12 protein-coding genes and 3 pseudogenes are annotated in these 12,417 nt (G+C 56.1%); 10 read left to right on the top strand and 5 right to left on the bottom strand.

Features of this window, described 5'->3' with window-relative positions:
• Positions 1-111: 111 nt before the first annotated feature.
• Positions 112-1,002, top strand: a pseudogene (locus GTF44_RS20415) (IS3 family transposase); the annotation flags it as partial.
• Between the two features lie 236 nt (positions 1,003-1,238).
• Here GTF44_RS20415 and GTF44_RS20410 read toward each other — a convergent pair.
• Positions 1,239-2,495 (bottom strand): annotated as a pseudogene (locus GTF44_RS20410) (IS110 family transposase).
• Between the two features lie 142 nt (positions 2,496-2,637).
• Here GTF44_RS20410 and GTF44_RS20405 point away from each other — a divergent pair.
• Both GTF44_RS20405 and GTF44_RS20400 read left to right on the top strand, forming a co-directional pair.
• Positions 2,638-2,977: pseudogene (locus tag GTF44_RS20405) on the top strand (transposase); the annotation flags it as partial.
• 181 nt (positions 2,978-3,158) lie between these two features.
• The gene (locus GTF44_RS20400) at positions 3,159-3,596 is read left to right on the top strand and encodes an SMI1/KNR4 family protein (RefSeq protein ID WP_171562925.1); all 438 of its coding nucleotides are present in this window, start codon (positions 3,159-3,161) and stop codon (positions 3,594-3,596) included.
• Here GTF44_RS20400 and GTF44_RS20395 read toward each other — a convergent pair whose 3' ends face one another.
• The 4 genes from GTF44_RS20395 to GTF44_RS20380 form a co-directional block, all read right to left on the bottom strand.
• On the bottom strand, positions 3,597-3,941 hold the full coding sequence (locus GTF44_RS20395; RefSeq protein WP_171562922.1) for a DUF6626 family protein: 345 nt from the start codon (positions 3,939-3,941) through the stop codon (positions 3,597-3,599). It lies immediately after the preceding gene.
• A 393-nt stretch (positions 3,942-4,334) separates the two neighbouring features.
• A complete protein-coding gene (locus tag GTF44_RS20390) occupies positions 4,335-5,159 on the bottom strand; it encodes an amidohydrolase (protein ID WP_171562919.1) in 825 nt (274 codons plus the stop codon).
• Positions 5,156-6,163 (bottom strand): aldo/keto reductase, encoded by a 1,008-nt coding sequence (locus GTF44_RS20385; protein ID WP_171562915.1) that lies wholly within the window; start codon positions 6,161-6,163, stop codon positions 5,156-5,158. The genes GTF44_RS20390 and GTF44_RS20385 overlap by 4 nt, the downstream gene beginning before the upstream one ends.
• Entirely contained in the window at positions 6,153-6,929 is a 777-nt protein-coding gene (locus tag GTF44_RS20380) for an IclR family transcriptional regulator (RefSeq protein ID WP_171562913.1), read from the bottom strand. Before GTF44_RS20380 ends, GTF44_RS20385 begins: the two co-directional genes overlap by 11 nt.
• A 122-nt stretch (positions 6,930-7,051) precedes the next feature.
• Here GTF44_RS20380 and GTF44_RS22255 point away from each other — a divergent pair, with 122 nt between their 5' ends.
• The 7 genes from GTF44_RS22255 to GTF44_RS20345 are packed head-to-tail and all read left to right on the top strand — an operon-like array spanning position 7,052 to position 12,396.
• A complete protein-coding gene (locus GTF44_RS22255) occupies positions 7,052-7,711 on the top strand; it encodes a hypothetical protein (RefSeq protein ID WP_253261436.1) in 660 nt (219 codons plus the stop codon).
• Between the two features lie 2 nt (positions 7,712-7,713).
• Positions 7,714-8,808 (top strand): ABC transporter ATP-binding protein, encoded by a 1,095-nt coding sequence (locus GTF44_RS20370; RefSeq protein ID WP_171562911.1) that lies wholly within the window; start codon positions 7,714-7,716, stop codon positions 8,806-8,808.
• On the top strand, positions 8,808-9,137 hold the full coding sequence (locus GTF44_RS20365; protein ID WP_171562909.1) for an L-rhamnose mutarotase: 330 nt from the start codon (positions 8,808-8,810) through the stop codon (positions 9,135-9,137). The genes GTF44_RS20370 and GTF44_RS20365 overlap by 1 nt, the downstream gene beginning before the upstream one ends.
• A complete protein-coding gene (locus tag GTF44_RS20360) occupies positions 9,130-9,780 on the top strand; it encodes an RraA family protein (protein WP_171562907.1) in 651 nt (216 codons plus the stop codon). The genes GTF44_RS20365 and GTF44_RS20360 overlap by 8 nt, the downstream gene beginning before the upstream one ends.
• Positions 9,780-10,889, top strand: a complete 1,110-nt coding sequence (locus GTF44_RS20355; protein WP_171562905.1) for an enolase C-terminal domain-like protein — start codon at positions 9,780-9,782, stop codon at positions 10,887-10,889. Before GTF44_RS20360 ends, GTF44_RS20355 begins: the two co-directional genes overlap by 1 nt.
• A 3-nt stretch (positions 10,890-10,892) precedes the next feature.
• Positions 10,893-11,216, top strand: coding sequence for a UxaA family hydrolase (locus GTF44_RS20350; protein ID WP_171562902.1), 324 nt, complete (start codon positions 10,893-10,895; stop codon positions 11,214-11,216).
• Positions 11,209-12,396 (top strand): UxaA family hydrolase, encoded by a 1,188-nt coding sequence (locus tag GTF44_RS20345; protein ID WP_171562900.1) that lies wholly within the window; start codon positions 11,209-11,211, stop codon positions 12,394-12,396. Before GTF44_RS20350 ends, GTF44_RS20345 begins: the two co-directional genes overlap by 8 nt.
• Positions 12,397-12,417 lie beyond the last annotated feature (21 nt).

The following is a 12,417-nucleotide window of genomic DNA, read 5'->3' as shown; positions in this document are numbered from 1 at the left end:
CAGGGTCAAAGGTGCATCAAAAACCACTTGCAGGGGGAGGCAGTTCATACATGCTCCCCTGAAATGTCCTCGATTTGAGGTTAGCCTGTTCTCCAACTGAGGAGACAGACGATGAAGAGAAGCCGTTTCAGTGAAGAACAGATCATTGGCATTTTGAAGGAGCATCAAGCCGGACTGGGCGCGAAGGAGCTTTGCCGCAAGCACGGGATCAGCGATGCGACCTTCTACAAGTGGCGATCCAAGTACGGCGGCATGGAGGTGTCTGACGCCCATCGGCTCAAGACATTGGAAAGCGAGAATGCCAAGCTGAAGAGTTGGAGGGACCATAAAAGGCCCCAGTGGGGCGTTTTCCCCGAACAACGCTGGCCGAGCAGATGATGGACGTGGCCACTCTGAAAGAGATGCTCGGAAAAAACTTCTGAGGATGAGCCATGTCGCGCCATTGGTCCGAGCGACAATGGCGAATGTTCGAGGAGGAATGCCGTGGACTGGGCGATGAAAACTAAGGGCTACAATCAGAGACGCGCCTGTGCGTTGGCCGGGATCGATCCGCGTGTCTATCGACGGACGTCGAAGCGCCCGGCAGACACCGCGTTGCGGGCCAGGATGAAGGAGTTGGCGTCCGAGAGGCGACGGTTCGGCTATCGACGGCTGCATATCCTGTTGAAGCGAGAAGGCTGGGCTGTGAACTGGAAGAAGCTGTACCGGCTCTACCGCGAAGAAGGGTTAACCGTTCGTAAACGGGGCGGACGCAGGCGGGCTGTGGGAACCAGGACACCCATGGCAATCCCGCAAGGTCCCAACCAGCGATGGTCGCTCGACTTCATGTCAGACGCGTTGGAGGATGGCCGTCGGTTTCGGGTGCTGAACGTCATCGATGACTTCAGCCGAGAATGTCTGGCCGCTGTGGTCGATACATCCATCAGCGGCGCACGCGTCGCCCGTGAACTGGATCGGATCGCCGAACTGCGCGGGTATCCCTGCTTTGTGGTCAGCGACAACGTCCTATAACGGGAAGATTTGGCTGCTTAGGTCAGCAGGTCATGGGGCATCCGGTGTCCCGGATGCCCTGATATGGTTGCCCAAGCGGTCTCCGCCGTCAAGAAGCAGTCTCTCCCATAGCAAACACAGGGTACGCACTATGGCGGCCCTCACCGTCCTTAAAACGAGATCCAAAATCCCAAACGGAAGACCTGAACATTATCTACGAGGTCAGCGAACTGCCTCCACGGCTCTGATCAGACAAGGGTCCTTCCGCCTGGGCTCACCCCCTCGAAGAAGGGGCGATAGGGTTCGCCGTGTTTTACCACGGCGTGTACGGTGCGCGCCATCTTGGCCGCGATTGCGGTGTATGCCTTGCGACGCAAATGGGCATTGTGTCGGTCCCGCGCGATGTAGCGTTCAAACTTGTCGCGGAAGCTGTTCGTGCGCTTGAGCACTGCAACCTGGCCCGCCATCCAGAGGGTTCTGCGAAGCCGGCCGTTGCCGTATTTGGAGATACGGCTTTGGCCTCGGAACATGCCGGACTGCACAGTGGCGAGGTCCATGCCGCAGAACTTGAGGAACTGTCTGTGATGGCGGAAACGGCGCAGGTCTCCGGCCTCTGCCAGAATGGTCAGGGCATTGATCGGGCCGATGCCGGGGATGGTTATCAGAAGCTGGTAGTCGGGATGATCGGATAGAAGTTCGACGGACCGCGCCTCAATCTCGTTGCGCTGGCGAACCAGGCTGCGTCCTTCGGCCAGCACAAGCCGGAACATACGAACGGCGTCGGACTCCGGTTGAACGGGCAACCCCACTGAACCAACCGCTGTTGCGTAAATATCTGAGAGTAAGCGTTCTTTTGAGACCTTCCGACCGACCACCTGCTAGGCATCGGCAACGAATGCCTCGCGGCTCATGGCCGTTATCATGTGCGGTGTTGGGTACTTCTCGAGGAATGCCAGGAACCAATCGGTGCGCGAACTGCGGTGAAAGCGCTCGGCCTCGGGAAAGTAGAGCGGCAGGTAATGCGTCAGGATACGATGCCACAGCTCGGTCTTCGAACGCGATACGATCTCATGGGTCTTCGATAGCTCCTGGATGTCGGCGGTACCGGTGACCAGCGGATCGTGAAAGAACTGCACCGCGCCTATATCCAGCATGTGAAGGATCACCTGGGCGTCCTTTGGATCGTTCTTGTCCCAGCTGTTGTGCAGGGCTTCGCGCGTCCGAGCCAACCCAATAGAGGACACGAGCTTGAGATCGAACCCGGCCTGGCCAAGATGATGCGCCAACGGTCGATGATAGTTGCCGGTTGCCTCGAACCCGATCCTCACGGGCAGAGCGTAGTCCATAAGAATGGAGGCCAAGCGCTGAAAGTCGTCGAGCGTATTTGTGATAGTCAATCGGCGGCGGCGCTTCTTGCCAGGAATGCCAATCAGCACCTCATGGCGGTGCTTGGAAATGTCGATGGCGACCAACAAGGTCGAGGCGGTAGTATCGGTGGCGGTCATAGCGTGCTGCGCACCCTCAGCGGTGTGGTTTGTGCAAAACCACTGTTGAGACCTGAGACCCGGTTATGGCCACCCGCTGCGCTATTTGGGGGCTGCGCGCGCGGCCATAACCTCAAACAAGCGCTTCTTCCCGAGGTGCTATGGAACCGAACTGACAAGCAACGCGATGCTCAAGTGGCAGCAGAACCGCAAAGTCGACTGGCACTACATTGCCCCAGGCAAGCCCATGCAGAACGGTCTGGTAGAGAGCTTCAACGGGCGCATGCGCGAGGAATGCCTGAACGAACACCTGTTCCCGTCTCGTCGTCCATTGGGCTCGAACCAATGGCGCCTCCAATGGACGACCATGCCTGCCGCATAATCGCGGCATGGCGCGCCGATTAAATCACGACCGGCCTCACTCCAGCCTCTCTGGCCTGACGCCATACGAATATGCTAACCGGTCAAAGAAAGACCAAAACCTGAACAGAGCTAACCTATAAACGCGGACTCGAAGGGGAGCAGGCCAACCGCTATAATCCAACAACCGGTGGCCCGCTTCATATACCTGGTCTAGGTTCTCCAATTAGGCAGCCAAACTATTCACAAACGTACTGGCAGGAACGGTATCAAGGTTTCGTTGCTTCGGGCCAAATCGTCGAATGAGGATGTTAAGTCAACGATATGAAAGAAGAGTTTGACCAACTTTGTGCAGCTAGCGAAACAGCTGGTCCGTGTACGGAAAAACAAATTGCGGATGCTGAGCGGGAGCTGAAAATTAGGTTCCCAAGTCAATACCGTAGCTTTCTGTCAGAGTATGGTGCGGTCGTTACCAATGGCGTTGAGCTATATAGGTTACCCGGTATTGGCGCTGACGAAATGCCGCTGTGGCAAGATGTTGTTAAGGTGTCGAAACAGCTTGTCGATTGGGGGCAAGCAGGCAGTGAAAACCAGAGTTTTGTCCCAATTACGGAAGATGGGACCGGTGTGTATTTTTATTTGGACACTAGTTCTGCACCGAAGACGAAGATCGTAGCTGTTGGTGCTGGTATCGAAAAAACAGTCTCGTCCGATTTGTTTGAGTTCGTTGTGCAGATGAGCAAGGGGCAAGTGACTGTCTGATCACCGTTCCGACTCTTTAGCGACGTTGATCAACTCAAGTTCGATTGTGATGCGTTCGACCAAATCTTGGAGTTCTTCGTGGGCATGGTTGAGATTGACGGCATAGCTTTTGCCGTAATGTGGGTTGCCGATGAAGCTGGCGAGGATGGTTTTTGTCACCGACAGCAAGGTCTCCAGCACGGCGGTTGATGGTGTTCGATTGCGTGTGATCATGCAGGAATAGTATGAAGGTGGCTTGCCAAGTATGCGGCGGGAGAATGCCCGTTGCGAGATCACCAGATTGTTGCGTCGGTAACAGTTGAAGGCCAATTTAAGCAGGTTTGGGGCAAATGCAGCTGTACCCAAAAACAGCACTTTGGGCGATTTTGCAGCTACCCAGCACTACAATGACCAAAATCTAGAATCTAACAAATTGATTTCATTTGAAAAATTAGGATTCTTCATAAGCATGCGTCCGAGTGTTGTAATGCTACAAATAGGGTACCGGATGGTATTTGGGATCGTGGCCAGTTTACGCCAATCCAGCGTGGCAACTTAATCAAAGATCATCTGGCAGGAACTGACTACAGTGGCTGGACTGTTTAGTCCCGGCATGTGGTGGTCTACTGATCTGTGACCATCAGAAGGATGCACTATGGGACAAATTAGGTCGATTTGATAAGAGAGGGTTTCTGGCTCATCGTAACCGCCAAGGGTGAAGCACTCGGTTATTTTTGAATTCTGACAATCGATTTGCCGCTACAGTTGGTAGAACCGTGACGCTGTTTCCCCCCAGAGACCGATTTTGTCCGCAGCGCTTAAGCCTGTGGTGAGTTCTTCTGCAAGTTTAACCCAATCTGCATAATCGCTCGCGAGATTGAGAACGGGCCAATCGCTTCCGAACATCAGGCGGGTTGGTCCGAAGATGTCCAGAATATGATCCGTGGCAGGTCGGATCGTGTCGGCTGAGAAACTCTCGCCCGCTTCCGTCACCAGCCCGGAAAATTTGCACAGACTTTCGGTTTCACGTGCCAAACGCGTCATGTCCGCACACCAATCGTCAAGATCACCAGTCGTCAGATGGGGTTTGGCCGCGTGGTCGATGACACAGCGCAGGTCAGGTTGTTTTTCCAACCGCTGCAACAAACGAGGCAAATGACGCGGCAGCACGAGCGCGTCAAAGCTGAGGTCCATGTCAATGAGCGCCGCAAAAACCGGATCCAGTGCAGGTTTCAGGATCCAATCATCGTCTGCAATTTCTTGGATCATCGGGCGGATGCCTTTGAACTTTGGATGCTGTGCAAGCCGCTCCAGCGTCGGGATGGCGTTGGGGTTTTCCATGTCAACCCAACCGACGACTCCAGCGATCCAATCGATCTCTTCCGCCGTCTGCAACATGAACTCGGTTTCAGCCACCGTATCTGCGGCCTGAATGATCACCGTCTTGTCGATGCCTGCCGCCTTGATGTGCGGAACAAGATCGGCTGGCGCAAAATCGCGGTAGATCGGCCCAAGATCTGGTGACATCCAGCCATAGTCGCCGCGCGAGATGGTCCAAAGGTGGTGGTGGCTGTCTACATTCATAACCTATCTCCGGCTTTGGGTGTCGGGGCGTCCGGGTGGAGCAGGCTTTGCGATTTCAAGTCATCCCAGAGAACGTCTGGGATCTCATGAGTCCACCAGTCCTGTATCTGCTGCAATTCCTTTGCCGTACGTGGTCCGGGGATCGCACTTTTGACTACCGGATGCGCCAGTGGGAAGTGCAGTGCAGCGGCAGGCAGTGGTACACCATGCGCATCGCAAACCTCGGTGAGAGACCTGACGCAGGACGCGACGCTCTCGGGAATGCGGTCATAGTCGAACGTGTCTCCCCCAACCAAAACGCCCGAGTTGAAAGGCCCGCCTATCACAACATCCGTGCGCGCTGCTGCGCAGGCAGGCATCAGATTTTCCAGCGGGTCTTGTTCCAGTAGGGTATAGCGGCCAGCGAGCAGAAACACGTTCCAATCACCGTGCTGCAAGGCATCGAGGCACACCTGCGCCTCGTTCACCCCAAGTCCGATGGCAGCGATAGTACCGGAAGATCTCAACTCATCCAGCGCGCGATACCCGCCGTCCATAGCCGTTTTGAATAGCGCTGGCCCCGCCTCTGGCCCATGCGTCAGATCGCCGATGTCATGCATAAACAGGATGTCGATCCGGTCCACACCCAGCCGCTGCAACGAATGCTCATAGGAGCGCATGACCCCATCGTAGGAATAGTCATAGACCGGATGAAACGGCAGCGCTTGAACCCAAGCGCCCGGATCTTCTGACGCACCGGGGCGTAACAGACGGCCCACCTTGGTCGAAAGCACGACATCGTCGCGCCCCCGCAGCGCGTCACCTACGAGTCGCTCAGATCTGCCATGTCCGTAGAACGGCGCGGTGTCAACATAGGGCATGCCAGCGTCCAGAGCGCCTTGGATTGTCGCCGTTGCATCCTTGTCGGTAACAGGGTTGAAAAGACCTGCCAGGCTGGCAGTGCCCAAACCAAGCTGGGGTAGGTTGATCGACGTGCCAGAGAGTGCGTTGCGTCTATTTTCCACTGATCTGGCGTCCAATTTCCTGAGCGGCTTCGGCAAAAATTTCTTCGACCTCCTCAATCTCTGGGGCCTCGTAGATGTCGATCCGTTTGATGAACGGACAGGTCAACGCTGCCAAAGCGTGGCCCGCAGGGTCAAGGATAGGGAATGACAGGTTGATCACGCCTTGGATTGTTTGGCTGGTTGATCGGACAAAGCCGTCTTTGCGAATGCTATCCAAAGATTTACGAAAATTGGCGGCTGCAATTTTCTTTTCACCTTTGACCAGTTCATGTTCGTCAATCATGCGGTCTTGCACCGCGTCTGATTGAAACGCGACCAAAACCATCCCGGAACCCGTATTGTACATCCCGATGGTTGCGCCCGGGCGTAAAGCCAGACGCCAGTTGCCGGGTGCAGAAATGGCGGAAGAAATGATGACTTCGCCCTCCTCCCATAGTGCCAGTTGGCACGATTGCTCACTCTTCCTGGTGACTTGCCGCATGAGCGGTTCAGCAATGTCCAAAAGACGTCTGCGCGGCGGATGCGCATTAGCGAGCATCAAGAGCTTTAGACTAAGCATAAATTTGTCACCGCTTGGGGACGAGGTCACATAGTTTCGTCGAACCAGCGTTTTCAGCATCCGGTAGGTTTCGTTGGGTGTGCGACCAACTCCTTCGGCAATCTCTACCTTGGTCATCCCTTCTGGCGAGGCGGCAAGGAACTCCAGAATATCCAGCCCTTTGTCGAGCGCAGGCGCCCGGTATTTGTGCCTGTCTTCGTCCAACACCGATTCCTCCTCTGCGCCCGAAACGCACGCTAACGGCAAAATTCGGTTGACTCAATACGACACTTCATAGATGAATGATACATTCACATATGCATGTACCGCAAAAATCTGGGAGGAGATACATGCGACAATTGGGAAAAATCCTCGCCACTACTGCCTTGGCGGCTGCTGCGGTTGCGGCACAGGCTGAGGAAGGAAGTTTTGACGGCTACACGCTACGCGTGAAATTCATCGGGGGCGCTCAATACGAGCCGCTCTACACGTTGATCCCGCAATGGGAGGAAGCAACCGGGGCCACGGTCGATATCATCTCGCGCAAGAGCCATTTCGAGCTTGACCGCGAAATGAAACAGGACATCGCGTCTGGCACGATCGACTATTGTGTGTTCTCAAATCACACCAGTTTTGCGCCGCAGTACAAGTCAATGACGGCGTCGCTCAACGATCATATCTCGCAAGATATCCTTGCAGATTTTGTGCCGTTGGTGATCGAACACGCCACCGTTGAGGGCGAGTTGCTGCAAATGCCGCGTCACTCGGACATTTCGAACCTTTATTACGTCAAGTCTCTTTACGAAGACGCGTTGGCAAGCCAATTGACGCGTTCAACCGACAGCAAAACGCTGCCTGTGGGGCTGATGGACTTCACCTCTCAATTCACAATCGACTGGGCAGGCATGTGCGCCATGGCGGTGATTATCATCATCCCGGCGCTGATCCTGACCTTCCTCGTCCAGAAACACCTGATCGCAGGCCTCACTTTCGGCGGTGTCAAAGGATAGACATGGCAGACGTTTCCCTTTCCAAAGTGGTCAAACGATATGGGGCAACCGATGTCGTACACGGCATCGACCTGACGATTGCGCATAACGAATTCGTGGTTCTTGTTGGTCCGTCCGGTTGTGGGAAATCTACGACTCTGCGCATGATCGCGGGTTTGGAAGACATCTCGGACGGGGAGATTCAGATCGGCGGCAAACGGGTCAACGAATTGCCGCCGCGCAAGCGCAACATCTCGATGGTGTTTCAGAACTACGCGCTCTACCCGCATATGTCGGTGCGAGAAAACCTTGGCTTTAGCCTTGAAATCGCAGGCAAGAGCAAGGCCGAGATCGAGAGTGCGGTGACCGAAGCTGCCAGCATCCTTGGTCTGGGGGAACTGTTGAAGCGGACGCCTGCCGAGCTTTCTGGCGGACAGCGCCAGCGGGTCGCTATGGGGCGCGCGATTGTGCGTCACCCGGATGCGTTCCTCTTTGACGAACCCTTGTCTAATCTCGACGCCAAGCTGCGCACACAAATGCGGACAGAGATCAAGCGTCTGCATCAAAAGGTGCAGACCACGATGATCTACGTGACCCATGATCAGATCGAGGCGATGACGCTGGCCGACCGGATTGTCATCATGAAAGGCGGGCATATCGTGCAAGCCGGCACGCCATTGGATGTGTTTGAACGCCCGCTCAACACCTTTGTTGCAACCTTCATTGGCTCGCCGCCGATGAACCTTGTCCCGGGCAATGTGCAATCGGGCGCTATTGCCTTCAGCGATGGCCGCTCCGTCCCGGTGCCGCCGGAGTTCTCAGGCAAAGTGAGGGATGGCGCTAATCTTCTCTTTGGGTTCAGAGCCGATGTTTTGATGCCGGCGGGCCATGCTCTCCCAGACAGCGGCATGGTTGCAGAGCTTGATCTTGAAGTGGCGTTGGCTGAACCGCTTGGGTCCGAGACGATGCTCTTTACCGAACTCGGTGGTGTTGAAATTCAGGCCAAAATGCACAACCCGCGCACCGTTCGGGGCGGAGAGGTTCTGCCTTTCGAGCTACATATCGAAAAATGCCACCTGTTTGACGCTGAAAGAGGCCAAAGCCTGAGGGATATCTGATGCAACGTATGGCAATGGTGATCGGAATCAAACCCGAGAAGATCGATGAATACAAAGAGCTACACGCGAACGCCTGGCCCGAAATTCTCGACCAGATCAGCCAGTGCAATATCCGCAACTATTCGATCTTCCTGCGTGAGCCAGAGAACCTGTTGTTTGGCTATTGGGAATATCACGGCTCGGACTTCGCAGCCGATGCCGCGAAGATGGCCGAGCATCCCAAAACCAAAGATTGGTGGGCGCTGACGGATCTTTGTCAGACCCCGCTTGAAACCCGCGCCGACACAGAATGGTGCGCGATGATGGAAGAGGTATTTTACCATGACTGATCAAATCAAAGAGCGACTTGAGACCTGCTATTCCGGCGTGGTGCATGATATTATGCGGGGTATGGGGCTGCGGAGGTTCACCCTGCCCCATGACATCACCCCGTTGATGCCCGACATGACGTTGTGCGGTCCAGCCTTCACCATCGAAGGGTGGCCTGATGACACGGCGGACGGTCATCAGACCCTGCTGGAATGGACGGCGCTGCTGTCCAAGGCACCGTCCGGTCATATTTGGGTGTGTCAACCGCATACCCATGCAATTGCTCAGATGGGTGAACTCACGGCAGAAACCTTGCAAAAGAAGGGCGTGTTGGGCTGTGTTTTGGATGGTCTAGTGCGGGACACAAACTTCCTGATCAACATAGGCTTTCAGACCTGGCGGTGCGGGCATACGCCCAATGACATCGTCGGGCGGTGGTTGCCCACAGCGACGCAGATCCCGATCCAGATCGCCGACGTGCGGATTGAGCAAGGCGATTATCTGCTGGGCGACCGTGATGGAATGGTCCGTGTGCCGCGCGCCATCGTCGAAGACGTCACAGCCAAGAGCATCGAAACAATGCAGACCGAAAACAAGGTCCGCTCAGCGATTATGGACGGAGTGGACCCGCAGGAAGCTTACTTGAAATACGGCAAGTTCTGATGCGGGTTAAGGCGCTGGATATCCGGGCCTGCCGCGTGACAAGCGATGCGGCTGTGGGCGATTTGCTCAAAGGCGCAAAGCGCCCGGACGGTATGGAATTCCTCGTCTACACGCTCACGACAGACAGCGGGCAAAGCGCGTCGATGTTCGGCTTTGCCGGGGCAAGCGCGGTTGGGTCGGCCCATCTCGCCGCGACGCTCAAGCCATTTTTTGAGGGGCGCGACGCCCGTGATCGCGAGGCGCTATGGCGTGATTTCCGAACTCAGGACCGGTTCTGGAGCCATCTGCCAATCTATATCTACGGTCCACTCGATACCTGCCTATGGCTTCTCGCAGCGCAAGCCGCTGAGCAACCACTTTACAAGTATATTGGCGCGGCCCGAGACACTGTGCCTGTCTATCACAGCTCAATGTTTCATCAGACTGGCGATCCGTATGTGGCAGAGGCGCAAGCGGCAAAAGCCAATGGCCTCGCGGCCTACAAACTGCACCCGCCGGGCAAGTCAATCGAAGAAGACCTCGACATTCATGCAGCGGTCCGCGACGCCGTCGGGCCAGATTTCACGCTGGCCTCTGATCCTGTGGCCTTTATGACCCTGCCAGAGGCACTCCGCTATGGGCGGCGGCTGGAAGAACTGGGCTTTGCTTGGTTCGAAGAGCCGATGCCGGATGAAAACATCTACGCTTTGCGTGAACTCGCGGCCAAGCTCGACATTCCTGTGTGGGGCACTGAGGTGATCGCCAAACATCCCTACAGCGTGGCCGAATGCATCTCGACCCGCGTGGTCGATGTGGTGCGCGCTGATGTCAGTTGGTCAGGTGGTATCACATCTGTTTTGAAATCCGCGCATCTGGCAGAAGCGTTCAATGTGAATTGCGAGGTCCACGCGGCGATCTTCCACCCGCTTGAGATGGTCAATCTGCACCTCTGTGCGGCGATCAACAATTGCACCTATTTTGAACTGCTCTGCCCGGTTGAAGATTTCGCATTCGGGCTGACCGAACCGCTGCCCATCGACGGCGGTGTGGCCCATCTGCCGGATGCCCCCGGCCTTGGGCGTGACCTTGATTGGTCCCTGATCGACGCTTCTACGCAGCTTCAGATTTGACAGATGAATATGATGAATACTCCAGCTCACAAACTGTTGTTGCTTGCTGAAAACGATAACGTCCTCGTGGCACTCTGCCCTATTTCGCCAGGGTTTCAGACGGTCTCGGATGGTAGCGAGATTGACGTGGCCGACACTGTCACGCTTGGCCAAAAGATCGCGCGCCGGGCCATCGCGAAGGGCGATAAAGTTCTGAAATACGGCGTCTCCATTGGCTCTGCTTCGGGTGATATCAGGGCGGGCCAGCATGTGCATGTTCACAATATGCAGAGCGATTACACACCCACCCATTCCCTGAAAGAAACTGAGGGAGGTTCTGATGTTTGAGGGCTATCTGCGCTCTGATGGCCGTAAAGGCATTCGCAACACTGTGGCCGTCGCCTATCTGGTGGAATGCGCCCGCCATGTGGCCAACGAGGTCGTGCTGCCATTCCGCGATCAGGGCGCGCAGGTGATCGGCTTTCCCGGTTGTTTCCCGAATGACTATGCGCAAACCATGATGGAACGGCTGTGTACCCACCCGAATGTGGGCGCGGTTCTCCTGGTTTCCTTGGGCTGCGAAAGCTTCAACAGGTTCCAGCTTGAGAAGGTGATTTCTGGGAGCGGACGGCCTGTTGAGGCTATCGTCATCCAGCGCGCAGGCGGCACGCGCAGCTCGATCAAAGCCGGGCAGGACTGGGTCGCCCAGCAAATCGAGGCGCTGAAAGATACACCCCGCGTTCCGATGGGGATCGAGGACCTGATCATTGGTACCGTTTGTGGCGGCTCTGACGCCACCAGCGGCATTGCAGGCAACCCTGCCGTGGGGCGGGCATTCGACCGGATGGGGGCGGCAGGCGCGTCCTGTATCTTTGAAGAAACCGGCGAATTGATCGGTTGCGAACAGATCATGGCGGATCGTGCGGCCACACCGGAACTGGCTGAGATTTTAGTCCAATCGGTCAATAAAGCGGCGGAATATTACGCCATCCTTGGCTTTGGTAGCTTTGCGGCGGGCAATGCCGAGGGCGGGCTTTCGACCATCGAAGAAAAGTCGATGGGGGCCTATGCCAAATCCGGTGCTGCGCCGATTGTTGGCCTGATTAAACCGGGGGACATTCCTCCGACCGGCGGGCTCTATTTGCTGGATGTGGTGCCGGACGGCGAAGTGCGTTTCGGTTTTCCCAATATAAACGACAATGCCGAAATCGCTGAGTTGATCGCCTGCGGGGCACATCTGATCCTGTTTGTCACCGGGCGCGGCTCCGTCGTGGGCTCTGCGCTGTCGCCTGTCATCAAGGTCTGTGCCAACCCCGACACCTTTGAGCGCTTGTCCGAGGATATGGACGTCAACGCCGGGCGCATTCTACACGGGGATAGCCTGGATGCCGTGGCCGACGAAATCCACGATCTGGTACTGGATGTGGCCGCAGGCGCGCCAACCAAATCCGAAGCGCTCGGCCATGCCGAGTTCATCCTGACGTACAAAAGTTTCGACCCCATTGGGCCGTCTTGTCTGCCGGTATGATCCGGCGGCGGTCCGCAACTC

It is taken from the genome of Roseobacter sp. HKCCD6576-2, assembly GCF_013179285.1.
Classification (GTDB): domain Bacteria; phylum Pseudomonadota; class Alphaproteobacteria; order Rhodobacterales; family Rhodobacteraceae; genus Rhodophyticola; species Rhodophyticola oceani.
Note: the sequence above shows the minus strand (reverse complement) of the source record. Positions and strands in the feature narration are given on the sequence as shown.